Source organism: Burkholderia sp. Z1 (assembly GCF_014893795.1).
In the GTDB taxonomy this organism is placed as follows: domain Bacteria; phylum Pseudomonadota; class Gammaproteobacteria; order Burkholderiales; family Burkholderiaceae; genus Burkholderia; species Burkholderia theae.
Genome location: NZ_JACFYL010000001.1, coordinates 244635 through 268788, shown reverse-complemented (window position 1 = coordinate 268788; position 24154 = coordinate 244635). Strand labels below are relative to the sequence as shown.

21 protein-coding genes are annotated in these 24154 nt (G+C 66.9%); 12 read left to right on the top strand and 9 right to left on the bottom strand.

Going from position 1 to position 24154, the window contains the following annotated elements; all coding sequences use genetic code 11:
* Window positions 1-30 precede the first annotated feature (30 nt).
* Window positions 31-939, bottom strand: coding sequence for an NAD(P)-dependent oxidoreductase (locus H3H55_RS01190; protein WP_319022248.1), 909 nt, complete (start codon window positions 937-939; stop codon window positions 31-33).
* Window positions 940-996: 57 nt separating this feature from the next.
* On the opposite strand from H3H55_RS01190, the gene H3H55_RS01185 reads away from it, so the two are divergent.
* Window positions 997-1755 (top strand): Mut7-C RNAse domain-containing protein, encoded by a 759-nt coding sequence (locus H3H55_RS01185; RefSeq protein ID WP_193097469.1) that lies wholly within the window; start codon window positions 997-999, stop codon window positions 1753-1755.
* Between the two features lie 77 nt (window positions 1756-1832).
* Here H3H55_RS01185 and H3H55_RS37230 read toward each other — a convergent pair whose 3' ends face one another.
* Window positions 1833-2198: a hypothetical protein gene (locus H3H55_RS37230; protein ID WP_226799902.1), complete on the bottom strand. Its 366-nt coding sequence runs from the start codon at window positions 2196-2198 to the stop codon at window positions 1833-1835.
* 239 nt (window positions 2199-2437) lie between these two features.
* Here H3H55_RS37230 and H3H55_RS01175 point away from each other — a divergent pair, with 239 nt between their 5' ends.
* The 4 genes from H3H55_RS01175 to H3H55_RS01160 are packed head-to-tail and all read left to right on the top strand — an operon-like array spanning window position 2438 to window position 6700.
* Window positions 2438-3643, top strand: coding sequence for an efflux RND transporter periplasmic adaptor subunit (locus H3H55_RS01175; RefSeq protein ID WP_193097468.1), 1206 nt, complete (start codon window positions 2438-2440; stop codon window positions 3641-3643).
* 7 nt (window positions 3644-3650) lie between these two features.
* Window positions 3651-4349 carry an ABC transporter ATP-binding protein gene (locus tag H3H55_RS01170; protein ID WP_129513488.1) on the top strand — a complete coding sequence of 233 codons (699 nt, stop codon included), beginning with the start codon at window positions 3651-3653 and terminating at the stop codon, window positions 4347-4349.
* 21 nt (window positions 4350-4370) lie between these two features.
* Window positions 4371-5525 carry an ABC transporter permease gene (locus H3H55_RS01165; protein ID WP_048248154.1) on the top strand — a complete coding sequence of 385 codons (1155 nt, stop codon included), beginning with the start codon at window positions 4371-4373 and terminating at the stop codon, window positions 5523-5525.
* A gap of 8 nt (window positions 5526-5533) precedes the next feature.
* On the top strand, window positions 5534-6700 hold the full coding sequence (locus H3H55_RS01160; RefSeq protein ID WP_193097467.1) for an ABC transporter permease: 1167 nt from the start codon (window positions 5534-5536) through the stop codon (window positions 6698-6700).
* 13 nt (window positions 6701-6713) lie between these two features.
* Here H3H55_RS01160 and H3H55_RS01155 read toward each other — a convergent pair whose 3' ends face one another.
* From H3H55_RS01155 to H3H55_RS01145, 3 genes are all read right to left on the bottom strand, one after another.
* Entirely contained in the window at window positions 6714-8045 is a 1332-nt protein-coding gene (locus tag H3H55_RS01155; RefSeq protein WP_193097466.1) for a carotenoid oxygenase family protein, read from the bottom strand.
* Window positions 8046-8061: 16 nt separating this feature from the next.
* Window positions 8062-8688, bottom strand: a complete 627-nt coding sequence (locus tag H3H55_RS01150) for a DUF2239 family protein (protein WP_193097465.1) — start codon at window positions 8686-8688, stop codon at window positions 8062-8064.
* Window positions 8689-8811: 123 nt separating this feature from the next.
* Window positions 8812-9528 (bottom strand): glutathione S-transferase family protein, encoded by a 717-nt coding sequence (locus tag H3H55_RS01145; RefSeq protein ID WP_193097464.1) that lies wholly within the window; start codon window positions 9526-9528, stop codon window positions 8812-8814.
* A gap of 39 nt (window positions 9529-9567) precedes the next feature.
* Here H3H55_RS01145 and H3H55_RS01140 point away from each other — a divergent pair, with 39 nt between their 5' ends.
* From H3H55_RS01140 to H3H55_RS01130, 3 genes are all read left to right on the top strand, one after another.
* Window positions 9568-10569: a LysR family transcriptional regulator gene (locus tag H3H55_RS01140; RefSeq protein ID WP_193097463.1), complete on the top strand. Its 1002-nt coding sequence runs from the start codon at window positions 9568-9570 to the stop codon at window positions 10567-10569.
* A gap of 200 nt (window positions 10570-10769) precedes the next feature.
* Window positions 10770-12110: an MFS transporter gene (locus H3H55_RS01135; RefSeq protein ID WP_129513481.1), complete on the top strand. Its 1341-nt coding sequence runs from the start codon at window positions 10770-10772 to the stop codon at window positions 12108-12110.
* Window positions 12111-12172: 62 nt separating this feature from the next.
* Window positions 12173-13576 (top strand): enolase C-terminal domain-like protein, encoded by a 1404-nt coding sequence (locus H3H55_RS01130; protein ID WP_193097462.1) that lies wholly within the window; start codon window positions 12173-12175, stop codon window positions 13574-13576.
* A gap of 65 nt (window positions 13577-13641) precedes the next feature.
* On the opposite strand, the gene H3H55_RS01125 is transcribed toward H3H55_RS01130, so the two are convergent.
* The 4 genes from H3H55_RS01125 to H3H55_RS01110 form a co-directional block, all read right to left on the bottom strand.
* The gene (locus H3H55_RS01125; RefSeq protein ID WP_193097461.1) at window positions 13642-15396 is read right to left on the bottom strand and encodes a flotillin family protein; all 1755 of its coding nucleotides are present in this window, start codon (window positions 15394-15396) and stop codon (window positions 13642-13644) included.
* A 90-nt stretch (window positions 15397-15486) separates the two neighbouring features.
* Window positions 15487-16146, bottom strand: coding sequence for a YqiJ family protein (locus tag H3H55_RS01120; protein WP_193097460.1), 660 nt, complete (start codon window positions 16144-16146; stop codon window positions 15487-15489).
* Window positions 16147-16179: 33 nt separating this feature from the next.
* On the bottom strand, window positions 16180-16878 hold the full coding sequence (locus H3H55_RS01115) for a PspA/IM30 family protein (protein ID WP_193097459.1): 699 nt from the start codon (window positions 16876-16878) through the stop codon (window positions 16180-16182).
* Between the two features lie 70 nt (window positions 16879-16948).
* Window positions 16949-17443 (bottom strand): hypothetical protein, encoded by a 495-nt coding sequence (locus H3H55_RS01110; RefSeq protein WP_193097458.1) that lies wholly within the window; start codon window positions 17441-17443, stop codon window positions 16949-16951.
* A gap of 553 nt (window positions 17444-17996) precedes the next feature.
* Between H3H55_RS01110 and H3H55_RS01105 the strand changes: the two genes are divergently transcribed.
* The 4 genes from H3H55_RS01105 (at window position 17997) to H3H55_RS01090 (ending at window position 24004) form a co-directional block, all read left to right on the top strand.
* Window positions 17997-20687, top strand: a complete 2691-nt coding sequence (locus H3H55_RS01105) for a type VI secretion system Vgr family protein (protein WP_129513476.1) — start codon at window positions 17997-17999, stop codon at window positions 20685-20687.
* Window positions 20688-20719: 32 nt separating this feature from the next.
* Complete coding sequence (locus H3H55_RS01100; RefSeq protein ID WP_129513475.1) at window positions 20720-22666, top strand: esterase/lipase family protein; 1947 nt, start codon at window positions 20720-20722, stop codon at window positions 22664-22666.
* A 77-nt stretch (window positions 22667-22743) separates the two neighbouring features.
* Entirely contained in the window at window positions 22744-23703 is a 960-nt protein-coding gene (locus tag H3H55_RS01095; RefSeq protein WP_193097457.1) for a T6SS immunity protein Tli4 family protein, read from the top strand.
* Window positions 23704-23716: 13 nt separating this feature from the next.
* Window positions 23717-24004, top strand: a complete 288-nt coding sequence (locus tag H3H55_RS01090) for a PAAR domain-containing protein (protein ID WP_129513474.1) — start codon at window positions 23717-23719, stop codon at window positions 24002-24004.
* Window positions 24005-24154: the final 150 nt, after the last annotated feature.

The following is a 24154-nucleotide window of genomic DNA, read 5'->3' as shown; positions in this document are numbered from 1 at the left end:
CCGTGCGCGCGGCGCTTCTGTCGCGTCGTGTCAGCGGCCGGCGCGGCGCAGCGCGACTTCGCCGAGCACCGCGAAATCCTGGTCGCCGCCGCCGTGCGCGAGCGCGTCGAGCAGGCTGTCGCGCACGACGCTCGCGATCGGCAGCGGCACCGACGCGGTGTCGCCGGCCTCCAGCGCGAGCCGGACATCCTTCAGCCCGAGGCGCGCCTTGAAGCGCGCGGGCTCGTATTGCCGCTCGGCGATCATCCCGCCGTAGCCTGCGTAGACGGGCCCCGGAAACACGCTGCTCGTGATCACGTCGAGGAAATCGCGCATCGCGACGCCGTGCGCGCCCAGCAGCGCGGACGCCTCGCCGAGCGTCTCGATCGCCGACGCGAGCGTGAAGTTCGCCGCGATCTTCGCGACGTTCGCGTGCTGCGGCAGCGAGCCGAACCGCCAGGTCTTCTGGCCGATCGCGTCGAACAGCGGCTGCACGCGGTCGATCGCCTCGGCCGGGCCGCCCGCCATGATCGTCAGGCGCGCGGCGGCCGCGACGTCGGGCCGCCCCATCACCGGCGCGGCGACATAATCGATGCCGCGCGACGCATGCGCGTGCGCGAGCGATTCCGCGAGCGCGACCGACACCGTCGCCATGTTCACGTGGATCAGGCCGCGCGGCGCCTGCGCGAGCAGCGCGTCGTCGAACACGGCGCGCGCGGCCGCGTCGTCGCCGAGCATCGAGAACACGGCATCGCCGCGAAACGCGTCGGCCGGCGTGTCGACGATCTGCGCGCCGAATGCCGCGAGCGGCTCCGCACGCTCGCGCGACCGGTTCCAGACCCGCACCGTGTGGCCCGCCTTCAGCAGGTTCGTTGCGATCGCCTGCCCCATTTCGCCCAGCCCGATAAATCCGAGATCCATTGCCTGCTCCTTCGCTCCGTGGAGCCGCGAGTTAAACACAGATGGCGGCCGTCTGCAGCGCCCGCCGCCGGCCGTGCGCGGTGCGATACTGCACGGATGGCGACCGCGACCTTCCGCTTCCACGACGAACTGAACGCCTTTCTCCCGCGCGCGCAGCGCGACCGCGCGTTCGGGCACGCGTGCGCGCGCGATGCGACGGTGAAGCACGCGATCGAGGCGCTCGGCATTCCTCACACGGAAATCGGCCGGCTGCACGTGAACGACGCGCCGGCCGCGCTCGACCGGCCGCTCGGCGACGGCGACCGCGTCGAAGCCTTTCCGGAACGCGCGCAGCCGGCGGCGAACGGTGCCACCGCGCCGCAGCCGGCGCAATGGTGCTTCATCGCCGACGCGCATCTCGGCGGCCTCGCGCAACTGTTGCGCCTCGCGGGCTTCGACACCTGCTACGACAACCACTATCGCGACGACGAGCTCGCGGCGCTCGCCGCGCGAGAGGGCCGGATCGTGCTGACCCGCGACCGCGAACTGCTCAAGCGGCGCACGATCGCGCGCGGCTGCTACCTGCATGCGCTGCAACCGGCCGACCAGTTGCGCGAGCTGTTCGCGCGGCTCGATCTCGCGCCGCACATGCGGCCATTCCGGCTATGCCTGCGCTGCAATGCACCGCTGCATCCGCTCGACGCGGCGGCTGCCGCGCCGCGCGTGCCGGCCGGCGTCGGGCTGCGGCACCGGCGCTTCGCCGCGTGCGACGTGTGCCGGCGCGTGTTCTGGGAAGGCTCGCACTGGCGGCGCATGCGCACGGTGGTCGACGCGATGCGCGCGCCGCCGACGCCGGCGGACGAACACGGCGCCTGAAAAAACAAAACCCCGCATGCCGAAACATGCGGGGTCTCGCGACTGGCGGCCGGCAGTGCCGGCCCCGGGCGACGCGCTTAGTTTGCTGCGCCTGCGTCGTTCGTGCCGGCTGCCGATGCGGCTGCGGCCTTTGCCTTGCCCTTGGCCGAACCGTGTTGCTTCAGCGCGTGCTTCGGCTTGCTGTGATCCTTCTTCATCGGTGCGGAGGCGGGTGCCATCGCGCCTGCCGGAGCCGACGCCGACTCCTGTGCGAATGCCGAAACCGATGCGAGTGCGATTGCTGCGGTCATGATCGAAGCGAGCGTCTTCTTCATTGTTCTTCCTTTAGCGGAGAAAAAATCAAACGAACCGGTGAAAGATGCGAGGCATTCGCATCGGAGCGCCAGGCCGGGAGGCCGGCTTTCGCCGTTCCGCCTCAATAAAACCTGACGCACTGGTTCCATAACGCACCGCCTTCGCGGCGAGTTGACACGTTGCTTGCGCCCTTCGGGTTTCCCCGAGGGTGAGCGCTTCTTTCCGCGTCTTCCCGCGTCGGCGTGCCGGTGCGGCGGCCGCCGCACTGGCCCCACAAACGCGCTCGCGCGCCATCGGGGCGACGCTTATACTGGCGTCCATCCGTCCCCTTCCCCGGAAACCGGATCGCGGCCGGTCGCCAGACCGCCGCTGTCTCGAGGCGCTCAAATTGCCCGATCACAATCTGGACAAACTGAAAATCGACCGGCGTCCGGTCGCACCGGCGCCCCGCCGACGCCGGTGGGTCCGCTATGCGGCCGCCGCCGCGATCGCTATCGTCGCGATCATTGCCGGCCTTGCGCTCACCGGCCGGCCGACCGTCGAAACGACGTCCGTCACGTCCGCCTACCCGTACCAGAACGACACGCAACTGAATGCGACCGGCTACGTCGTGCCGCAGCGCAAGGCCGCGGTCGCGTCGAAGGGCCAGGGGCGGGTCGAATGGCTCGGCGTGCTCGAGGGTACGCGCGTGAAGAAGGACGAGATCATCGCGCGGCTCGAAAGCCGCGACGTCGAGGCGGCGCTCGCGCAGGCGCTGGCCCAGGCGAAGGTCGCCCGCGCGAACCTCGGCGTGCAGCAGGCCGAGCTGAAGGACGCCGAAATCGCATTCCGCCGCACTGCAGCGCTCGCGCCGAAGGGCGCCGTGCCGGCCGCGCAGCTCGACATCGACACGGCCCGCGTGAACAAGGCGCGCGCGTCGCTCAGCAGCGGCGAGGCCGCGATCGTCTCCGCCGACGCCAATGCGCAGGCCGCGCAGGTCGCGGTCGACCAGACGGTGATCCGCGCGCCGTTCGACGGCATCGTGCTCGCCAAGCATGCGAACGTCGGCGACAACATCACGCCGTTCTCGTCCGCGTCGGACAGCAAGGGCGCGGTCGTGACGATTGCCGACATGGACACGCTCGAGGTCGAGGCCGACGTCGCCGAATCGAACATCGCGAAGATCCGCGCCGAGCAGCCGTGCGAGATCCAGCTCGACGCGCTGCCGGACACGCGCTTCGCGGGCCGCGTGTCGCGCATCGTGCCGACCGTCGACCGCTCGAAGGCCACCGTGCTCGTGAAGGTGCGCTTCGTCGATCGCGACGACCGCGTGCTGCCCGACATGAGCGCGAAGATCGCGTTCCTGTCGAAGCCCGTGTCGGCGCAGGACCGGCAGCCCGTGACGGCCGTGCAGGCGAGTGCCGTCGTCGAGCGCGACGGCCGGCCGGTCGTGTTCGTCGTGAAGGACGACAGCGTGCGCGCGGCGGCCGTGACGACGGGCATGCGGATCGGCGAGCTGGTCGCGATCCGCGGCGTGAAACCCGGCGACACGGTCGTGCTCGCACCGGGTGCGAAGCTGAAGGACGGCGCGAAAGTGACCGTCGCGAAGAAGTAGCGCGAGCGTGAACGACGCGCCGCCGCCCCTCGTCGAGATCAGCCACGTCGCGAAGTCGTACCGGCGCGGCAACCAGATCGTGCCCGTGCTGACCGACATCACGCTCGATATCGGCGAAGGCGATTTCGTCGCGCTGATGGGGCCGTCGGGCTCCGGCAAGAGCACGCTGCTGAACCTCGTGGCCGGCATCGACCGGCCCGACAGCGGCGAGCTGCGCGTGGGCGGCCTCGACATCTCGCAGCTCGCCGAGGCGCAACTGGCCGAATGGCGCGCGGCGAACGTCGGCTTCATCTTCCAGTTCTACAACCTGATGCCCGTGCTCACCGCGTTCGAGAACGTCGAGCTGCCGCTGATGCTCACGCACCTGTCGCGCCGCGAGCGGCGCGAGCGCGTCGAGCTCGTGCTCGACATGGTGAATCTCGGCGACCGGACGAGCCATTACCCGTCCGAGCTGTCGGGCGGCCAGCAGCAGCGCGTCGCGATCGCGCGCGCGCTGATCACCGACCCCGTGCTGATCGTCGCGGACGAGCCGACCGGCGACCTCGACCGCACGTCGGCCACCGACGTGCTCGCGATGCTGCAGCGGATGAACGCCGAGCTCGGCAAGACGATCATCATGGTGACCCACGATGCGCACGCGGCCGGCGCCGCGCAGTCGCTCGTGCATCTGGAAAAAGGGGAGCTGATCGATGGGCACGCCGGCTGACCGGCTGCGGGAGCGCGCGCGATGTATGTGCTGAAGCTGATCGCGCGCAACGCACTGCGGCACCGGCTGCGCACGCTGCTGACCGTGCTCGGGCTCACGATCGCGGTGCTGGCGTTCGGGCTGCTGCACACCGTCGTCGACGCGTGGTACGCGGGCGCGGCCGCCGCGTCCAGCGGACGGCTCGTCACGCGCAATGCGATCTCGCTGGTGTTTCCGCTGCCCGTCAGCTACGAGAACCGGATTCGCGGCGTCGACGGCGTGACGGCCGTGGTCCGCTCGAACTGGTTCGGCGGCATCTACCGCGACCCGAAGAACTTCTTCGCGAGCTTCGCGGTGTCGGACAACTATCTCGACCTGTACCCGGAATTCATCATCCCGGCGCAGCAGCGCGCCGACTACGACCGCGACCGCCGCGGCTGCCTCGTCGGGCGCCAGCTCGCGACGCAGTTCGGCTTCAAGATCGGCGACGTGATCCCGCTCAAGGGCACCATCTATCCCGGCACGTGGGATTTCGTCGTGCGCGGAATTCTCGACGGCCGCGACGATTCGACGATCACGCGCCAGATGGTGTTCCACTGGGACTACCTGAACGAGACGGTGCGCCAGCGCACGCCGAAACAGGCCGACCAGGTCGGCGTATTCGTGCTCGGCGTCGCGAACCCCGACGACGGCGCGACGATCGCGCGCGGCGTCGACGCCGTGTTCAAGAACTCGCTCGCCGAGACGCTGACCGAGACCGAGCAGGCGTTCCAGCTCGGCTTCGTCGCGATGTCGAACCAGATCATCGCGGCGATCCGCCTGGTGTCGTACGTGGTGATCCTGATCATCATGGCCGTGATGGCCAACGCGATGGCGATGAGCGCGCGCGAGCGCACGGCCGAATACGCGACGCTGAAGGCGCTCGGCTTCGGCCCCGGCTTTCTCGCGCTGATCGTGTTCGGTGAATCGGTCGTGATCGCGGTGGCCGGCGGCGGGCTCGGGATCCTCGCGACGCCGCCGGCCGCGAGCCTGTTCAAACAGGCGGCCGGCGGCATCTTCCCGGTGTTCAAGGTGTCGACCGAGACGGTCGTGCTGCAGGCCGCGTGCTCGGTCGCGGTCGGCGTCGCGGCCGCGATCGTGCCGGCGTGGCAGGCGGCGCGCGTACGCGTCGTCGAAGGCCTGCGGGCGATCGGGTAGACACGAGCATGGCGATCCCGCTCAACTACATCGCGCGCAACCTGTGGACCCGGCGGCTCACCACCGCGCTGACCGCGGGCGGGATGGCGCTCGTGATCTTCGTGTTCGCGACGGTCCAGATGCTCGACGCGGGGCTCACGCAGACGCTCGTGTCGACCGGCGAGCCCGACAACGCGGTGGTGATCCGCAAGGGCGCCGAAACCGAGATCCAGAGTTCGATCGACCACCAGCAGGCCAACGCGCTCGAGATGCATCCGGCCGTCGCGCTCGGCCCCGACGGCCGGCCGCTCGTGTCGAAGGAAGCCGTCGTGCTGATCTCGCTCGTGAAGACGTCGACCGGCAAGCCGTCGAACGTCGTGATCCGCGGCGTGTCGCAGGCCGGCCTCGCGCTGCGGCCGCACGTGAAACTGGTGGCCGGCCGCATGTTCGTGCCCGGCTCGTCGGAGATCATCGTCGGCAGTGCGATCGCGAAGGGCTTCAGCGGCACGCAGCTCGGCGACAGCCTGCATTTCGCGCAGCGCGACTGGACCATCGTCGGCATCTTCGACGCGGGCGGCAGCGGCTTCGATTCGGAGATCTGGGGCGACGTCGATCAACTGATGCAGTCGTTCCGGCGCACGAGCTATTCGTCGATGGTGCTGCGCATCCCGAGCGCCGACGGTTTCGCGCGCTTCAAGGCCGACATCGACGTCGACCCGCGGCTGACCGACGAGGCGAAACGCGAGCAGACCTTCTACGGCGACCAGTCGAAGGCGCTGTCGACGTTCATCAACATCCTCGGCATCACGCTGTCGACGATCTTCTCGATCGCCGCGATGATCGGCGCGATGATCACGATGTATGCGTCGGTCGCGAACCGCGTCGCCGAGATCGGCACGCTGCGCGCGCTCGGCTTCAAGCGCAGGAACGTGCTCGCCGCGTTCCTGCTGGAAGCGCTGCTGCTCGGCTTCGTCGGCGGCGTCGCGGGGCTCGCGTGCGCGTCGCTGATGCAGTTCGCGTCGTTCTCGACGACCAACTTCCAGACCTTCTCGGACCTGTCGTTCCGCTTCGTGCTGACGCCCGCGATCGTCGTGAAGACGCTGCTGTTCTCGCTCGTGATGGGGCTCGTCGGCGGGTTCCTGCCGGCGATGCGCGCGTCGCGGCTGAAGATCGTCGACGCGCTGCGGGCGCAGTGACGCGCACGGCCGCTCAGCGCATGCGTGGCACCCACGCGCCGTGGAACCCGGCCGGCACGCGGCGCGGCAGGTGCACGGTCGCGACCGGCCCCGCGTCGATCGCGCGCGCATCGAGGATCACGACGTCGCTCGACTCCGTCGCCGCGCGGTAGACCATCACCAGCAGCCAGCCGTCGTCCTCGTCGACGCCGCCCGGGCGCGGCACGAACACGGGTTCGCCGTTCTGGTCGCCGGCCGGCACCTCATAGTGCGTTGTCGTGCCGCGCGCGTGGTCGAAGCGCATCACGCCGCGCATTTCCGCGTTGTTCGGCTGCTCGACCGCATATAGATAGCGGTAGCTGCGCCCGGTCCGGCTTTCGTTGATGCGCGGCAACTCGATGCCGCCGTCGGCGAGCGGCCCTTCATCGATCAGCCCGTTCGCCGTATCGATCACATAGCGCCACAGCTCGCCGACCGGGTTGTCCTCGAACCGGCCGGTGCGCGCGTCGAGCCGCAGGAACCACGGATAACGCACCACGTCGAGCACGAGGCACGATGCGTCGCAGTCGTACGCGTTCACGACGTGCTGGACGAAGCACGGCTCGACGCCGAACCAGCGCACGTCGCCGCCGTGACGCGGGATCACGCCGATGCGTGCAGGCCGGTCGTCGTGCCAGCGCAGCGGCATCCGGTGGCCCTGCTTCAGCAGCGAGAAGTCGTAGCCGACGTTCAGGTCGAGCAGCAGGCTGCGGGTTTCGGTGATCGCGAAGTCGTGCATCATCGACGGCGCGGGCAGATCGATAGCGATATCGACGCGCTGCACGCCCTGCGCGTCGGCGACGCCGTAGCGCAGCCACGGCGCGCGCCAGTCCGCGCGAAACGCAATCAGCTCGCCGGTCACCGGGTCGACCTTCGGATGCGCGGTCATGCCGCCATCGAAACCCGCCAACCGGCGCGACACGCCGAGCGAATCGAGCGCGGCCGTGATCGCGAACGGCGCGCCGCCCTCCGCCATCGCGAGCAATTCGCCGGCATGCTGCAGCACGCTCACGTTCGGATTGGTGTCGGGCAGATGCGGCACCTGCCCGGGCGCATGCACGGCGGCCCAGCGCTGCGTGCGCGCCCAGCGGTTCCGGTAGCCGGTCGCGCGGCCGCCTTCGAACGCGATCGCGTGCAGCATCGCGGCTTCCGGCCACCACGACAGCATGTCATTGCCTTCGAAGCGGCCGCCCGGCGGATTCGGGCCGTTGCGCAGCAGCGTGCCGTCGAGTTCGCGCGGGACGGCGCCGGTCACGCGCAGGTCGACGAGATCGACCTCGTCGGCGACCGGCGCGATCGCGCCGCGGTTCAGATCGAATACGGTCATCGTGTCCAGTACTCCTTCAGCAGTCTTCGGCGGGCGGCGGCAGATCGCCGCGCGCCAGCGCGAGCGCATGGTCGCGCACGTCGTCCGGCCAGCCGGCGATCAGCTCGGCGAGCCGCGCCAGGTCGTTCGCATACAGCGCCCGCGCGGCCTCCTCGAAACCGGGCAGGTCGCCCGCCATCGCCGACATGAAGTGATACGCGCGCGTCTGCGCGTCGCGGTGCCGGTCAGCCGCCGCATGTGTGCGCCGCGCGTCCTCGACCAGCTTGCGCAGCGCGACCGACGCGCCGCCCGGCTGCGCGCCGAGCCATTCCCAGTGACGCGGCAGCAGCGTGACCTCGCGCGACACGACGCCGAGCTTCGGCCGGCCGCGGCCGCGCTGCTCGCCCGCGCCGGCCGGTTCGCCGGCGGCCCCCGCGGCGTCGCCCGGCGGCGGCGCGAAACGCGCGCGGACTTCGTCCGCCGTGCCGCGCAGGTCGAGATCGATCGAGCGGCCCGTCGCATCGTCGAAGATCAGGATCGAACCAGCCATCGCGTCGCCGGCCGCCTGCCGGACCGCGAGCGCGACCGCCGCAAGCGGGCCCGACGCGAGCCGACGGTGGCCGTCGAAGGCCGTGTAGGAAGGAAGGAGCATGGAGGTTGTCATCGTGGTCGCCTGCGGACAGGAATCGGAATGACGTTATTTTTATCCGGGTATTAATTGGATGTCAATATCACCCGGGTAAAAATATCGCCGATGCCCTGCCCGTCGGGCGACCGCGTTGCGCGGTCAGGTCGCCAGAACGTGCGCGCTTGCCAGCGCGTCGTCGAGCGACACATGTCCTTCGAACGCCGACGAGGCCGGCAGCGGCAAGCCTTCCTCGACCGCGTGCGCGAAATGCACGCCCGCGTCGTCGGCGAGCCGCGCGCGCAGCGCGGCGATGCGCGGGAACGCGTCGCGCTCGAACACCGCGTGATAGTCGGCCCAGCGGGCGATCCCCGCGAAATACGCATCGGCCAGCGTGCGCCGTGCGCCCAGCAGCCACGGGCCATCGCCGCGCGCGAGTTGCGCTTCGAGCTGCCGGTGCGCCTTCAGCACCTTGCCGCGGCCGTAGGCCTGCAACGCTGCTTTCTCGGCACCCTCGGTGTTGTGTTCGTACACGTACCAGAGCGCACCGAACGCGTTGAAGAATGTCGTGTTCAGCCACGCCAGCATCCGGTTCAGCCGGTCGAAATCCGCGCTGCCCTGGCGGAACGCGAGGCCGCTGTCGAGCACGTGCGCGCCGACGTGGCCGAGGATCGCGAGGCTTTCGGTCAGCACATCGCCGTTCGCGGTCACGAATGCCGGTGTTTCGGCGACGGGGTTCAATGCGAGGAATGCGTCGCTCGTCGCGAGGTCGGGCATCGTGATGCGCGACAGCCGATACGGACGACCGGCCCATTCGAGCGCGACGATCGAGCCGAACGAGCAGCCGGCGGGAATGCCGTAGAGAAGGATCGGGGACATCGGGTATTCCGCGGAAGTTGAACGAGCGACCATGCTCCCATGGCGAACGATGGCGCAGTAGCCGCTAGAATTGAAACCCGTCGTTTCTCCAAGTGGACGCTGACAGTGAATCTGAACGATCTCTACTTGTTCGTGCAGGCGGTCGACGCGGGCAGCATGTCGGCGGCCGCGCGCCGGCTCGACCTGCCGAAATCGACGGTCAGCAAGCGCGTTGCCGAGCTCGAGCGCACGCTCGGCGCGCGGCTCGTGCATCGCACGTCGCGCAGCTTCCGGTTGACGCCGGTGGGCGCCGAATTCTTCGAGCACGCGCGCGCGGCCGTGATCGAGGCCGAGAGCGCGCGCGACGCGGTGCTGCGGCAGGCCGCCGAACCGGCGGGTGTCGTGCGGATCACGAGCTCGGTGCCCGTTGCGCAGCACATCCTCGCGCCCTGCCTGCCGGCGCTGGCCATCGCACACCCGAAGCTGCTGCTGCAGATTCATGCGAGCGACCGCCTGGTCGACATCGCGCAGGAAGGCTTCGACATCGCGGTACGCAGCCATTTCGCCCCGCTGCCCGATTCGGCGCTCGTGCAGCGGCCGCTCGCGACGTCGCCGATCGTCGTCGTTGCGTCGCCGGGTTATCTCGCGCGCACCGGCGCACCGCACGAGCCGGCCGACCTCGCACGGCACGACGGACTCCATCCGAGCCAGCAGCCGTGGCGACTGCAACGCGGCGGCAACACTGTCGACGTGACGCCGCGCATCCGCCTGCAGGCCGACGAATCGACGCTGCTGCTGCAGGCCGCGACGGCCGGCCTCGGCCTGGCCTGCCTGCCCGACTGGATCGCAAGCGACGCGCTGGCGTCCGGCGCGCTCGTGCGCGTGCTGCCCGGCTGGCGGGCCGGCACCGTCACGACGACACTGCTGATGCCGCACCGGCGCGGCCAACTGCCCGGCGTACGCGCGGCCGTCGAGTTTCTCGTGCGGCACGTGGCGCGTCATCATGGCGACGGTGGCGACGACGCGGACGACGCGCGCGCGCCGGGCGATCGACCGACTTGATCGATTCAAATGCTGAATCGATCAAGTCAGCAATTGGCATGAAAGCGCAAATATCGACATGACAGAATGATCCGGACGCCCTGCCTGTCGGCATCGGCGTCTGGCGCCCGGCCTCCGGCCGACGGCACCCGATACGAAAACGCGCGCACCCGACGCGCCTGCCGCACGACGGCACCTTCCGCCATTCGGAGGAGACAGTCATGAATCCGCTTCACGCGCTGCCGGCATCCGCGTCGGCAACGGCCCGGCGCACGCGCGTGCGCTGGCTCGTGCTGGCCGTCCTGTTCGCGGTCACGACGATCAACTACGCGGATCGCGCGGCCATCGCGATCGCGGGCCCGAGCCTCGCCCGCGCGCTGCACCTGAACCACGTGCAGATCGGTTTCATCTTCTCCGCGTTCGGCTGGTCGTACGTGGTCGCGCAACTGCCGGGCGGCTGGCTGCTCGACCGCTACGGGTCGCGCATCGTCTATGCGTTCAGCATCTTCTTCTGGTCGCTGTTCACGCTGCTGCAGGGCTCGATCGGCTTCTTCGGCGGCGCGGCCGCGTTCGCGCTGTTGTTCGGGCTGCGCTTCCTGGTCGGCGCGGCCGAGGCGCCTTCGTTTCCGGCCAACAGCCGGATCGTGTCCGCGTGGTTCCCGGCCGCCGAACGCGGCACCGCGTCGGCGATCTTCAACGCCGCGCAGTACGCGGCGACCGTCGTGTTCGCACCGCTGATGGGCTGGCTCGTGCACGCGTTCGGCTGGCAGTCGGTGTTCGCGGTGATGGGCGTGCTCGGCTTCGCGTTCGTTCTGGTGTGGAATCGCACCATGTACGACCCGAAGGACCACCCGAGCATCAACCGCGCGGAACTCGACTACCTCGCCGAAGGCGGCGCGCTCGTCAACATCGACCAGGCGACGGGCGCGCGCGGCGGCGGCCCGTCGATGCGTCACGTGAAGGCGCTGCTGAAGAGCCGGATGCTGATCGGCGTGTACGTCGCGCAGTACTGCATCAACGCGCTCACCTACTTCTTCATCACGTGGTTTCCCGTCTATCTCGTGCAGGCACGCGGGATGTCGATCCTCAACGCGGGGCTCGTCGCGTCGATCCCGGCCGTGTGCGGGTTCCTCGGCGGGATTCTCGGCGGCGTCGTGTCCGACGCGCTGCTCAAGCAGGGCCGCTCGCTGTCGGTCGCGCGCAAGGTGCCAATCGTGATCGGCATGCTGCTGTCGATGTCGATGATCGTCTGCAACTACACCGATTCGCACGTGCTCGTCGTGCTGTTCATGGCGCTGTCGTTCTTCGGCAAGGGGCTCGGCGCGCTCGGCTGGGCCGTCAACGCCGACACCGCGCCGCGCCAGATCGCGGGGCTGAGCGGCGCGCTGCTCAACACGTGCGGCAACCTGTCGAGCATCACGACGCCGATCGCGATCGGCTACATCGTCGACCGCAGCGGCTCGTTCAACGGCGCGCTCGTCTATGTCGTCGCGCACGCGCTCGTCGCCGTGATCTGCTACCTGTTCGTCGTCGGCGAGATCCGCCGCGTCGAGCTTCATTGAACGGCGCGGGCCGCGCCGGCGCGTCCGGCGGCCCGCGCGCCACCGGAACCAGGAGCGAACCGATGTCCGAATCCCGCCGTGCCGGCACCCCGCGCGTCACGCGCATGCAGGTGATTCCCGTCGCCGGCCGCGACAGCATGCTGCTCAACCTGTGCGGCGCGCACGCACCTTATTTCACGCGCAACCTCGTGATCCTCGACGACAGCAGCGGCCACACGGGCGTCGGCGAAGTACCGGGCGGCGAAGGCATCCGCCACGCGCTGGAGCGCATGACGGATCTCGTGGTCGGCCAGTCAATCGGCCGCTACCAGGCGACGCTGAACGCGGTGCGCGCGGCGCTGTCCGGCGCGGGCGCGGGTGCAGGTGCGGGCCGCACGATCCGGCACGAGGTCACGTCGGCCGGCGAGGCCGCCGTGCTGCGCCAGCCGCACGAGATCAACCTGCGGCTCGACAACGTGATCACCGCGATCGAGGCCGCGCTGCTCGACCTGCTCGGCCAGCATCTCGACGTACCGGTCGCGGCGCTGCTCGGCGAAGGCCAGCAGCGCGACGCGGTGCCGATGCTCGCGTACCTGTTCTACCTGGGCGACCGGCGCCGCACCGACCTGCCGTATCGCGACGAAACGCATGCGGCGGATCCGTGGTTCCGGCTGCGCAACGAAGCGGCGTTGACGCCGGCCGCGATCGCGCGGCAGGCCGAAGCCGCGGTCGAGCGCTACGGCTTCGCCGACTTCAAGCTGAAGGGCGGCGTGATGGCCGGCGCCGACGAGATGGAAGCGATCGCGGCGATCAAGGCGCGCTTTCCCGACGCGCGCGCGACGCTCGACCCGAACGGCGCGTGGTCGCTCGACGAGGCCGTCGCGCTGTGCCGCGGGCAAGGCCATCTGCTCGCCTATGCGGAAGACCCGTGCGGGCCGGAAGGCGGCTATTCGGGCCGCGAGGTGATGGCCGAATTCCGCCGCGCGACGGGCATTCCGACCGCGACCAACATGATCGCGACCGACTGGCGGCAGATGGATCACGCGGTGCGGCTGCAGGCGGTCGACATCCCGCTCGCCGATCCGCATTTCTGGACGATGCAGGGTTCGGTGCGGCTCGCGCAGCTGTGCCGCGACTGGGGGCTCACGTGGGGTTCGCACTCGAACAACCACTTCGACGTGTCGCTCGCGATGTTCACGCATGCGGCGGCGGCCGCGCCCGGCACGATCACCGCGATCGACACGCACTGGATCTGGCAGGAAGGCGACGCGCGGCTCACGCGCGAACCGCTCGCGATCGTCGGCGGCAAGGTGGCCGTACCGGAGCGGCCGGGGCTCGGGATCGAACTCGACATGGCGCAGGTCGAGGCCGCGCATGTGCTGTATCAGAAGGTTGGCGGCACGGCGCGCGACGATGCGGTTGCGATGCGCTATCTCGTGCCGGGGTGGACGTACGATCCGAAACGGCCGAGTTTCGGGCGCGGGTGACGGCGGCGGCGGCCGGAAACAAGAAAGTCCTTCCGCGCCGCCGGCCCATGCGCCGTTGCCCCGCGTTATGCGGTCTCGGCGCCGCCCTCACGCGGAGCGGCCGCTGATGCAGGGTGCGCCAGCGGTACGGCGTGCGTCATCGGTGCGGGACTCGCCGCCGGCTTGCTCGGATGGACAGCCGGCACCATCCCTTGCAGCGATCCGCCGGACAGGCCGATTTCACCGAGCAGCGAATCGATCAGCGGTGCGTGCGCGCGATAGGACAACGCCGCGGACATCGCCTGCTCGGCCAGATTGCTCCCTGCCGCTGCCGGCGCGCCGCCGTCCGCCGCGCCGTTGCGATTGAGCCCGTCGACCTGGATGATCTTGATGCCGTCGATCGACTTCATCGGCTCGACGGTCTGCTGGATCACGCCTGGCAGCGCCTGCAGCAGCGCGAGCTTGAACTTGAGGCTGGTCTGGTCCGATGACAGCGCGTTGATCGCGTCGTTCAGCGCACGCTGCGCCTCGGCTTCCGCGAGCCCCTTCTTGCGCGCCGCCTCGGCCAGCTCGACCATCGCGGCAGCCTGCATCTGGGCCGCGTCCCGCTCGGCACGCGCCTGCGTCGTGATGTGAACCGCCTGCGTTTCCGCCTCCTGGGACGCTTCGATCAGCGCGACCTGCTTCGCGCGATCCGCCTCGGCGGTCTTGCGCGTCGTCTCGACCAGTTGCTCGGCACGCACCGCGTCCGCGAGCGATGCACTCGCGCGCGCCTGCGCCTGCGATTGCGCCTCGGACTTCTCCGCGATCACGATCTCCTTCTCCTGCTGCGCAATTTCGGTCACTTTCGCCTGCTCGATCGCCGCCATCTGCGTCACCCGCGTCTGTTCGATCTCCTTCACGCGCACTTCGCGCTCCGCTTCCACCTTGCGGGTACGCAAGGCCTGCTCGCGCTGAATCTCGGATTCCTGGATCTGCCGCTCGGCGCCGATCCGGCTTTGCTCCGCCTCCTGGTGACGCTCGGCCTCGAACGCGGCAATGCGGGCGTTCTGCTCGGCCGAGCGCGTCTTGACCTGCTGCTCCTGCTCGAGCTTCATGAACGCTTCCTGCTGCTCGATTTCGAGCTTGCGGGAGAGCGCGTCGCGGTTCTTTTCACGCACGGCGACCTCGGTGTCCTGCTCGACCTCGTTGCGCTCCTTGCGGCGCCGTTCGGTTTCCTGGGTCAGCTTCGTCAGGCCTTCGGCGTCGAATGCATTGTTCGGATCGAAGTACTGCTTCGACGTCTGGTTGAAATTGGTCAGCGACACGCTTTCCAGTTCCAGCCCGTTCTTCGTCAGATCTTCCGCGACCGTGTTCTGCACGCCCTGCACGAATTTTTCGCGGGCGTCCTGCAGGTCCTGCATCGTCATCTGCGCGGCAGTCGAGCGCAGCGCATCGACGAACTTGTCGTCGACGAGCGCGCGCAGGTTTTCAGGCGCGAGCGTACGCTGGCCGAGCGTCTGCGCCGCAGTCGACACGCCTTCCTCGGTCGGCGCGACCCGCACGAAGAATGCGACGACCACGTCGACGCGCATCCGGTCCTTCGTGATGAGGCTGTCGTGCGACGCGCGGCTCACTTCGAGCTTCAGCGTGTTCATGTTGATCGGGATCACCTCGTGAAACACCGGCAGCACCACCGCGCCGCCGCTCATGATCACCTTCTGCCCGCCGAGACCGGTGCGGACGAAGGCCCGCTCCGCGGACGCGCGGACGTATAGACGCGCGAAAATCATGCCGATCACGCAGATACCCACCACCACTGCCAATGCGACAGCGCCCCAGAATGAGAGTGCATTCATCATGATGTTTGTTCGACTCCTGTGTACGGATGGTGACAGCAAGGTGCGCCAGCCCCCGCCGCCCGGAACGGCGGCCGCCTGGTGAAACGGGATTCAGAGCAGTTCGGGTCGGGGATTTTCGATTGCGTGATAACGCGAACCCGAAATGCGCGACACGAGCAGGACTGTCGTGCCTTTCGCAAAAGTCCGGCCTGCCTCGTCCGGCTCCACCCGGACGTAATGCTGCTGACCGTGTTCGTCGACGAGCCGCGCTTCGGCCGGATTGCCGAGCGACGCGTCACCGGTGACGATCCGCGCGGTGCGGCCGATGAAGTCGGCTTCGGAAACCGCCGTGGTTTCGCTTTGAGGGAGAAAGCGCGCGACGAATTTGCCGGTGTGACGCACGAACGGCAGCGCGGCGACTGTCGCCAGCCCCACGGCCAGCGCGGTGGGCAGCATGAAACCCGCCACGGCCTGCAGCGACGTCTGCAATGCGAGCCCGAGAATCGAAAAACCGAGCAGGAACAGGATCAGCAGGATCAGCAGCGGAACCCGGCCGACATGCAGCCAGCCGAGAAACTGGCCGACGACGCTGGCGTCGGGGCCGCCGTCTGCGTGGTCGAGACCGAAATGCAGGACGAGCAAGTGGCCTGCATGCTCGGTCAGGCTCAGCCCCAGCAGCATCGACACGCACTCCAGCACCCCGATGACGATCATCAGCGCGATCGCGACGACGAACGGTGCGTTGCCCGGCAGCATCAGTGAAGAAGTCATTATCGTCTTGCTCTCAGGTTCGGAAACGAAGCATCAGGACATGTCGTCCGCCAGCGTTCCGGGTTGCGACTTCAGGCGGGCGACGCGCTCCTCGATCCGCTGCTCCTTGTGGAGCGTTTCAAGGCGATACAACAACGACGGATCGGCCGACGAAGGACTGGTACCCAACCCCGCCGTCCCGGTCGCGCCGGCCATCGTCCGGTTGAAACCCTGTTCGAGCTGCTCCGCCCTCGGGTCGGCGCCCGCCGCGCCCTCCGGGCGGCGCTCGCCGTCGCCGGGCGCGGCCCCGCGCGCCGCAATCAACTCGCGCAGCCCTGCTTCCATCTCTGCCCGCTTCGCGCGCAGGCCCAGCAGGTCGGCCTCGGCGACCTGCGCGTGCTCGCTCGCCTCGTGAAGCGACTGCTGGAGCACGCCGAGCTGGTCCTCCAGCTCGATCTGCCGTTCCGCGCCGGCACGCACGGCTGCATCGTCGCTCCGGGCGAGCGCGGTGCCAAGCAGGTCGTTCAGCCGCTCGATCTCGTTGTTGATGCGCGCGATCGCCTTGGCTGCCTGGTACCGCGCGGCTTCGTGCCGCCCCAGCACCACCCGCGCCTGCGCGATCACGTCGTCGAATTCGCGCAGGTACTGCTCGAGGATGGCCTGCGGCATGCGGCTTTCCAGCGAACCGATCAGCGCATGCACGTTCGCGGTCAACAGCCTTTTGACCCGGATACCGAAATGTTCTGTCGTCACGACTTGTCACTCCTTCAGGGATTCAGGCGGGCCAGGTCGGCCCGGCCACCAGATGCCGGCTTCATGGGCTTCACGGATTTGCCTGCGCCGGCTGAATGAGGTTCGCCAGTTCCTTGACCTCGTGCACGTATGAATCGAGCACGGCCGGTTGATAGACGGGGGGATTGCCGGTCACGGCCAGGCGCAGCATGCCGAGCAGCAGGCGCATGCTCTTCGCAGTCAGCCGCGCCTCAAGTTCGCCGGCGGCTTCGCCGATCGGCTTGCCCGGCGGCGCCGCCGTGACGAGGCTGGCCATGAGTTCCGGAAGTTGTGCCGCGAGCAACGTCACGATTTCGGAGCGCTGATGCGTGGCGTGTTCGTAGGCATCGATCGCGTCGAGCACCGGCCGCACCTGTTCCCTGAACAGCGCCGCGCAGCGGACGAAATCGTGTGCCCCCTTGACCCGGCGGCGCGCGTCGGCAATCAGCGCGCGAATCTTGTCGCTCGGGCTCGTCGCATCCGGCAGTTGCAGTTCGACCAGCCACGCGAGATCGTCCTCTGGAATTCGTACCGATACGGTTTGCATGACGTTCAGCCCCTTCGAGTCGATTACTCAAAGCATAGTGCGCCCGTATGCAAATGTATACGTTTGTATTTTGAGATAAATGCGAGGCACCGGCGTCGCCAAAAACAAAAAGGGCCCAGTCATGCGTGAGGCAGGGAGCAAATCCTTGCGCACAGCAGGACTCAACTTTTTGCACTCCAACCGCAAGAATCAAAGACCTCCGCAAAACGGAGACCCAGCGGGTGGAAGCAATTCCCCGCACTTTCCCCTAGGTGCTCTGATTTCGTTGCTCTTTGTGTATGCGGCGTGGTCGTGGTTATGGCCCGCTTCCGATACAAATATCCCCACTCGATACAGGTATGGTTGCGTGGAAGAAAATCAGTCGACACGCGCTGCAGATGTGCGAGCCCCGTCACACAAGCAGGATTTGTTTGCGCGAATGTTCACCCATTAATCAGGCCCCAATATAAGTTGGGCACTTAGTCACTCTGGATTTTTTCAAATCCTAATAATCGTTCATGAATTTTCACCGTAGAATCGCGCGGAAAGTAAAAATAAACCACTGAGAGGCGGTATGGGCACGCGTGACATAGTCGTGGCAATAACTGGCGAATTATCGCAACAGGATCGTCTTCTAAAACTCGACACGCCGGCAGGTCAGAATGTCCTGCTGCCCCACCGCGTGACCGGACGTTCACGGATCGGCCGCGATTACCTCTTCCTGCTCGATTGCGTCTCCACGTCCAGCGATGTTCAGCTCAAAACGCTGATTTCCCAGGCCGTGACCCTCTGGATCCAGCAGGCCGACGGTTCCTATCACCCGCATCACGGCTACGTGCACACGGCCCGCCGGCTGGGAGCGGACGGTGGTCTTACGAGCTATCAGCTAGGTTTTTCCTCGTGGATGCACTTCCTGAGGTTCCGTCGCGACCAGCGGCACTGGCAGGATAAGACTGCGGACGAAATCATTGCAGACGTATTCGACGGGCATCCGCAGGCGAAGGGCATGTACCGCTTTGCGCTTTCGAAGGCGCTGCCGGCACGTTCCTATTGCCGGCAGGACGAGGCCGACTGGAACTTCGTGCATCGGCTCCTGGAATCAGAAGGTCTGTACGGCATTTGGCAGCAGGCGACCGATGGCAAATCGCATACGCTGGTAATCACTGATCGCCTCGACACACTCGAACCGCTGTCGCCGGCCACTGTTGAGTTCTATCGTGCGGGTATCCACAGCGAGGCCGATGCACTGACCCAATGGGCAGGAACCCGGACGCTGCAATCCGTGTTGTTGTCGACGCGCACCTTCGACTACAAGAATCCTTCGACGCACTTCAATCCGAAAGAGACATCGGTGCCGACGATGGCCAACCAGGGCGCGTTGCCCGTGCAAGCGGAAGTCTATGAATACACCGGCGGCTATACGTATCCCGAACAGGATCGCGGCGACCATCTGTCGAAGATCCGGATGGAGGAGTGGGAGTCGCAGGCCAAGCGCTTTCACGGCATCGGCGGTCTGCGTGCCTTCGATGCGGGGCGACGCTTCACGCTGACTGGACATCCGGAGCACGATCAGGATGCCGCGAACCAGAACGAATTCGCGAGCATCGAGGTGGAATGGACCATCGAGAACAACCTGCCGCTCTCCGGACATGAAACGAATTTCCCCCACAGCCTGAGTCATGCGCTAGCGCGGGCCCGTGGCGACGATCCCGCCCAGACGTTCGGCGTGCCCCATGCTGACGGATCGACGGGGTTTTACCGGATCGCCATCGAGGCGCAGCGCACGACAGTGCCGTACCGCAGCCCGTTCGAACATCGCAAGCCCGAAGCGAAGCTGGAATCGGCGATCGTGGCAGGCCCAAAAGGCCAGGAATGCTACACCGATGAACTGAACCGGGTGAAGGTGCTGTTCATATGGGATCGGCTCAACGAAGGTGACGAGCGCGCCTCGTGCTGGGTGCGCATCGCGCAATCCGACACCGGCGAGGGCTATGGCGGCGTCCACATGCCGCGTGCGGGCGAAGAACTTCTGATCGGCCATATCGGCAACGACATCGACCGCCCGATTGCGCTTCACCGCGTGTACAACGGCGCAGCGAAACCACAGTGGCATTCGAACGGCCTGCTGTCCGGCTATCAGTCACGGGAGTATGGCGGCGGCGGTGGCTACAACCAGCAGGTCATGGACGACTCGACCGGCCAGCCGCGGATGCGCGTGATGAGCAGCCACGGCATGAGCGGCCTGCATCTCGGTTACCAGATCGTCCAGAACGGCAATACCCGGGGCGCCTATGTGGGTAGCGGCTTTACGCTGCGTACCGATAACGCCGGCGCGATTCACGCGGGCGAGGGTCTGTACTTCAGTACCCATTCCACCAGCGTCGATGGCCAGCCTCTCGATACCAGCCAGCCACGCGAGATCCTGGCACGCGCCGACCTGCTGGTCGAGTCGCTGTCCTCCGCCAGCGCGACAGCCAGGGGCGAGGATCTGAAGCCGGGACGCGAAGCCCTCGCCGCGTTCGCGAAGGCGACCCAGCACAGCAAGGCGGGCGTCTCCAATGGTGGCAGCACGGCCGGCGGCGGGACCGGCAACGCGAACGCCTTTGCCAAGCCCGTCATGCTCGGGTCGAGTCAGGAAAGCATGGGCTTGACCACACGCGCGTCGGCGCAGCTGGTGGCCGACGAACACCTGAATTTGGTGAGCGGCAAGGACACCTACTGGGCGGTCGGCAAATCGCTGGTGGCGGGCGTTGCCGAAAAAATCAGCATCTTCGTCCAGCGTGCCGGCATGAAGCTGATCGCCGGAAAAGGCGCGGTCGACATCCAGGCGCTCAGCGACCAGCTGCGCCTGCTTTCCGAACTCGGCCTCACACTCAAGAGCAACAACGGCAGCATCGTGATCGACGCCAAGACCGAACTGATGCTCAAGTGTGGTGGCTCGTACATCCGGATTACCGCCGAAGGCATCGAGGACGGCACCCGCGGTGCGCGAACCGTCAAGTCGGCGTCGTTCAGCCGACAGGGGCCCAGTTCGGTGGCCGAGCACATGAACAGCCTCCCCAAGCCGGCGTTCAACGACAAGTACATCTTGCGCGACCGCATCACGGGCGATCCGCTCAAGAATCATCCGTACGAGATCGTTCGTGGCGATGGCACGCGCCTGAGCGGTGTCACCGACGAACTCGGCCATACCACTGAGCAGAAGAACAACGATATCGAAACCGTCATGATCCGTGCGCTACGACCGGGCGCCAGCAAAGCCTAGGCGGCGCACGCAACCTCTACCAGCGAGCATCCATGACCGAAAATCAGCCTGACAGTCCCGGTACCCCGGGCCAGGGTTCCGGCGACGACGAGGCCGAACAGGAAGTCGTCCGTCTGGCATCGCATACCGACGAAGGGGGCGACTCCTACGCCCATGCCACCCTGACGCCGCCCGACGATACCCGAGCCAAGGAGACGTTGCACGATCTGCGTCCCATCATCCCGGTGATCTTCATCCCCGGCGTCATGGGCTCGCCGATCGTCACCGCGGACACAGGCGAAGAGGCCTTCTTCGCTCCGAACATGGACACGGTCGGTGCGATGCTCGGCGGATTTTTGTCGGTCATCGTCGGGTGGTTTCAAAGCGCATCGTCGCGCGAGAGCCGTTTCGATCCGCTCAGTGTGTCGGTGACGCCGCTCGGACCGATCAACGTGGGCGATGGCAAGACGATCACCGAAAAGGAGGCGCGGCGGCGTGGCTGGGGTTCAGTCTACCGAACCAGCTATCAGCCCGTACTGCTGTGGCTTGAGCAACAATTGAACAACCCCATGCTGTGTGCCAAGTTGCAAGGCGCCTGGTGCGAGCCCGATCCGAAGGGCGAGACGTGGGCACTGCATCCGGTGCTCGACACCGCGCCGACGCAATACGGGGCGTACGGAAAAGGCGAGGCGATCACCGAGGAGTCCCCGGAGTTCAAGCGGTTCGTCAAGTTCCGCTATCGTGTCTACGCAATCGGCTACAACTGGCTGCAGTCGAACGACGATTCGGGGCGCGATGTGGTCACGGGTGTCGATTGTCCCGATCCGCAGACCAAGAAGAAGACACGGCTCATGGGCATCACCGAGATCTGCAAGGAGAACGATACGGGCAAGGCCATCATCCTGACGCATTCGATGGGTGGTCTGGTGGCTCGCTTTGCCGTGTTGAACCATGGCGCGGAAGGCTCGATCCACGGGGTATTTCACGGCGCGCAGCCGGCCACCGGGGCGCCGCTGGCGGCCAAGCGTTACAAGACAGGCGGCGGTCCCGAAGGCGGCATGAACGGATTTATCAACGGTAGCCTGCTCGGACGCGATGCGGACGAATTCATCGCGGTGATGGCGAACGCGCCGGGGCCGATGGAACTGACACCGATGCCGGACTATCACAACGGCGCGGCGTGGTGGATTTTCTCCCGACCCGACGGAACGGTGCTCATGCAGTTCCCGAAGAACGGCGACGCCTACAACGACCTGTATCTCAATGCCGATTGGTACGGTTTGCTGCCGAAGGAAGATCAGCTTGATCCAGCCAAGCGGGTGAGAAAACGACTGGGCAAGGATGCGACCGGCGCCAATGTCCTGGTCAACCATTACAAGGCCACCTTGAAGCAGGTGGTTATCCGGCAGAGCCAGTTGACGAATCATTACCATGGCAACACGTATGTCGCGTATGGCAATGGGGGATTGGACACGCTATCTCCTGCGGCCGACACGACGACCGAGGCTGCCAGCAAGGACAAGCCCACCGTCGAGCAAGGAGAGCTGACCAAGAACTTGCTGGCGTGGGGCAACGCCATCTGGACTGGCGACGTACCGGCCGATGTACAGGAATCCGAGCTCCGCGCCGCCACGCTGCTGCACGATTCGGGCAAGGGCGAACTCCGCGTGCTGCTGGAGCAGCGCAACCTGAGCGTCACGTTCACGATGCAGAAGACGAACAAGATCCCCGACGTGAGCGCCACGACCGACTGGAATCGCGTGGCGAGCAAGACCGGCATCATTCGCGGCGACGGCACCGTGCCGGCATGGTCGGCGGACGCGCAGGCGCGTGGCCTGAAGCCGGATGTGCCCGGTGATCCGGCCAAGGGCGTGCAGATGGCATTCGTGCAGGCCGGGTATGAGCACATGAAGAGCTATGCGCATCCCTGGACACGCTGGGCGCTCCTTTACAGTGTGGTGCAGATCGTGAAAGACATCGAAGTGCCGGGAGGGGCATGATGGCGCGTTTCGTTCGCACACTCTTTTTGCTGGCGGGTCTGTGTGCCTGCTCTCTTGCGTTTTCCGTGGAATCGACGATGAACAATCCTCTGCTGTCCAAAGTACGTCCGTGGTGCATCGGTCGCCTCGTGTTCGACCGGCCCGCTTCGAGCGAGATCTCGAATGAGAGTTACAAGTACCGCGGAGAAAAACTCGTCACGACGCACAACGTGCCGGTGGAGACCTACGACGCGAAGGTTGCAGCGCGCGAGACGGAACTGCGCACCAAGCAACGCGTGAATCCCGTCAATCTGAAGGAGAAGACGGGCCATGCGTGGCTGGAAAAAGCGTATTCTCCGGTGCCGCATTCGCGGGTTTTCGTCTTCAACGATGCGGTGGCGAAGGCAGCGACTTTGCCGTTCGATACCGAGGGCTATCTGTTCGCGAACCGCACGCTCGTCCATACGACGGGCATGATCGGCGCGGATGTGCTGGACCGGGCTGAAAACATCTATAACGATACCTACCGACGCATCAAGGTGCGCGATAACTGGACCGTGCCGACGGAGCCGGGTTTCTGTTTCGATGGCGGCATCGTCACGGGTCCGTCGACCTACACGGAAGAGGTCAGCCAGTCGTTCGCGCTGATGCCGGGCCGGCCGGCGCTGCTGGTGATCAAGTTGCGCGACGCGGCGGATGGGGACCAATCCCAGCCGCTCACCAGCAGTCTGCCTGCATTGCGTGCGAAGCTCGATCGCATGCCCGGCAGCTATCGTATCCTGCGGCAGGGCAAGCGAACGGTGGCCGGCATGGACGCCGAGGAAGTGCTGTTTGCGCTGAAGGACGGCGACGTCACGGTATACCGCTTCTACCTGCTCGCGCCGGGCAATCCCGCGACGGTGGCGCAGCCGCATACCTCGGTTGAATTGCTGCTGGGCGCGCCGGCGCGCGACGACCTGCCGCCGGACCAGGCCACCTCGCCGGTCGACGAAGCGGGGGCGCTGCAGACGTGGGACACGCTGGTGAACAGCCTGCGCGCGCGACCGGGCTCGGTCTGAGCGGGGCCGAACGATGCGCCGCTACGATATTGTGAAGGGTGACCTGACGACGGTCGGCGGGGTCGTGCAGGGCGGCGACGCGCACGATCTGCTCGGCGGCCGCGAGCAGGCGTACGAGACCGATCCGGTCTGGTGTCCCGTCTGCAAGACCATGGGACACATCCTGTGCGAAGGTTCGCGCGTCTCCACGACAGGCCCCGATGGGCGACAGGCGGCGCTGAGCGATGATCTGTGTATTTGCCTGTGTACGCCGCCGCCGCGCCTCGTGCCGTCGCAGCAGACATCGTATGTGGATCTGTAGTGCCGGGGCGAGTTACCGATGTCGACGACGAGTGTCGTTTTTTTCAGCGAGGGAGTCGCGTGATGGTCAGGAAATGGATGGGGATTGCGTTGCTGCTCGCGTGGACGTTGGCCCTCTCGGGCTGCCAATCGTTTCGGGACTGCATGCAGG

Coding starts and splice junctions, on each gene's coding strand:
- H3H55_RS01120 (WP_193097460.1), bottom strand. CDS start 16,146: ATGACTTCTTCACTGATGCTGCCGGGCAACGCACCGTTCGTCGTCGCG.
- H3H55_RS01105 (WP_129513476.1), top strand. CDS start 17,997: ATGGGCACGCGTGACATAGTCGTGGCAATAACTGGCGAATTATCGCAA.
- H3H55_RS01130 (WP_193097462.1), top strand. CDS start 12,173: ATGTCCGAATCCCGCCGTGCCGGCACCCCGCGCGTCACGCGCATGCAG.
- H3H55_RS01140 (WP_193097463.1), top strand. CDS start 9,568: ATGGCGAACGATGGCGCAGTAGCCGCTAGAATTGAAACCCGTCGTTTC.
- H3H55_RS01160 (WP_193097467.1), top strand. CDS start 5,534: ATGGCGATCCCGCTCAACTACATCGCGCGCAACCTGTGGACCCGGCGG.
- H3H55_RS01165 (WP_048248154.1), top strand. CDS start 4,371: ATGTATGTGCTGAAGCTGATCGCGCGCAACGCACTGCGGCACCGGCTG.
- H3H55_RS01155 (WP_193097466.1), bottom strand. CDS start 8,045: ATGACCGTATTCGATCTGAACCGCGGCGCGATCGCGCCGGTCGCCGAC.
- H3H55_RS01145 (WP_193097464.1), bottom strand. CDS start 9,528: ATGTCCCCGATCCTTCTCTACGGCATTCCCGCCGGCTGCTCGTTCGGC.
- H3H55_RS01095 (WP_193097457.1), top strand. CDS start 22,744: ATGAACAATCCTCTGCTGTCCAAAGTACGTCCGTGGTGCATCGGTCGC.
- H3H55_RS37230 (WP_226799902.1), bottom strand. CDS start 2,198: ATGGAACCAGTGCGTCAGGTTTTATTGAGGCGGAACGGCGAAAGCCGG.
- H3H55_RS01100 (WP_129513475.1), top strand. CDS start 20,720: ATGACCGAAAATCAGCCTGACAGTCCCGGTACCCCGGGCCAGGGTTCC.
- H3H55_RS01110 (WP_193097458.1), bottom strand. CDS start 17,443: ATGCAAACCGTATCGGTACGAATTCCAGAGGACGATCTCGCGTGGCTG.
- H3H55_RS01125 (WP_193097461.1), bottom strand. CDS start 15,396: ATGATGAATGCACTCTCATTCTGGGGCGCTGTCGCATTGGCAGTGGTG.
- H3H55_RS01150 (WP_193097465.1), bottom strand. CDS start 8,688: ATGACAACCTCCATGCTCCTTCCTTCCTACACGGCCTTCGACGGCCAC.
- H3H55_RS01185 (WP_193097469.1), top strand. CDS start 997: ATGGCGACCGCGACCTTCCGCTTCCACGACGAACTGAACGCCTTTCTC.
- H3H55_RS01135 (WP_129513481.1), top strand. CDS start 10,770: ATGAATCCGCTTCACGCGCTGCCGGCATCCGCGTCGGCAACGGCCCGG.
- H3H55_RS01090 (WP_129513474.1), top strand. CDS start 23,717: ATGCGCCGCTACGATATTGTGAAGGGTGACCTGACGACGGTCGGCGGG.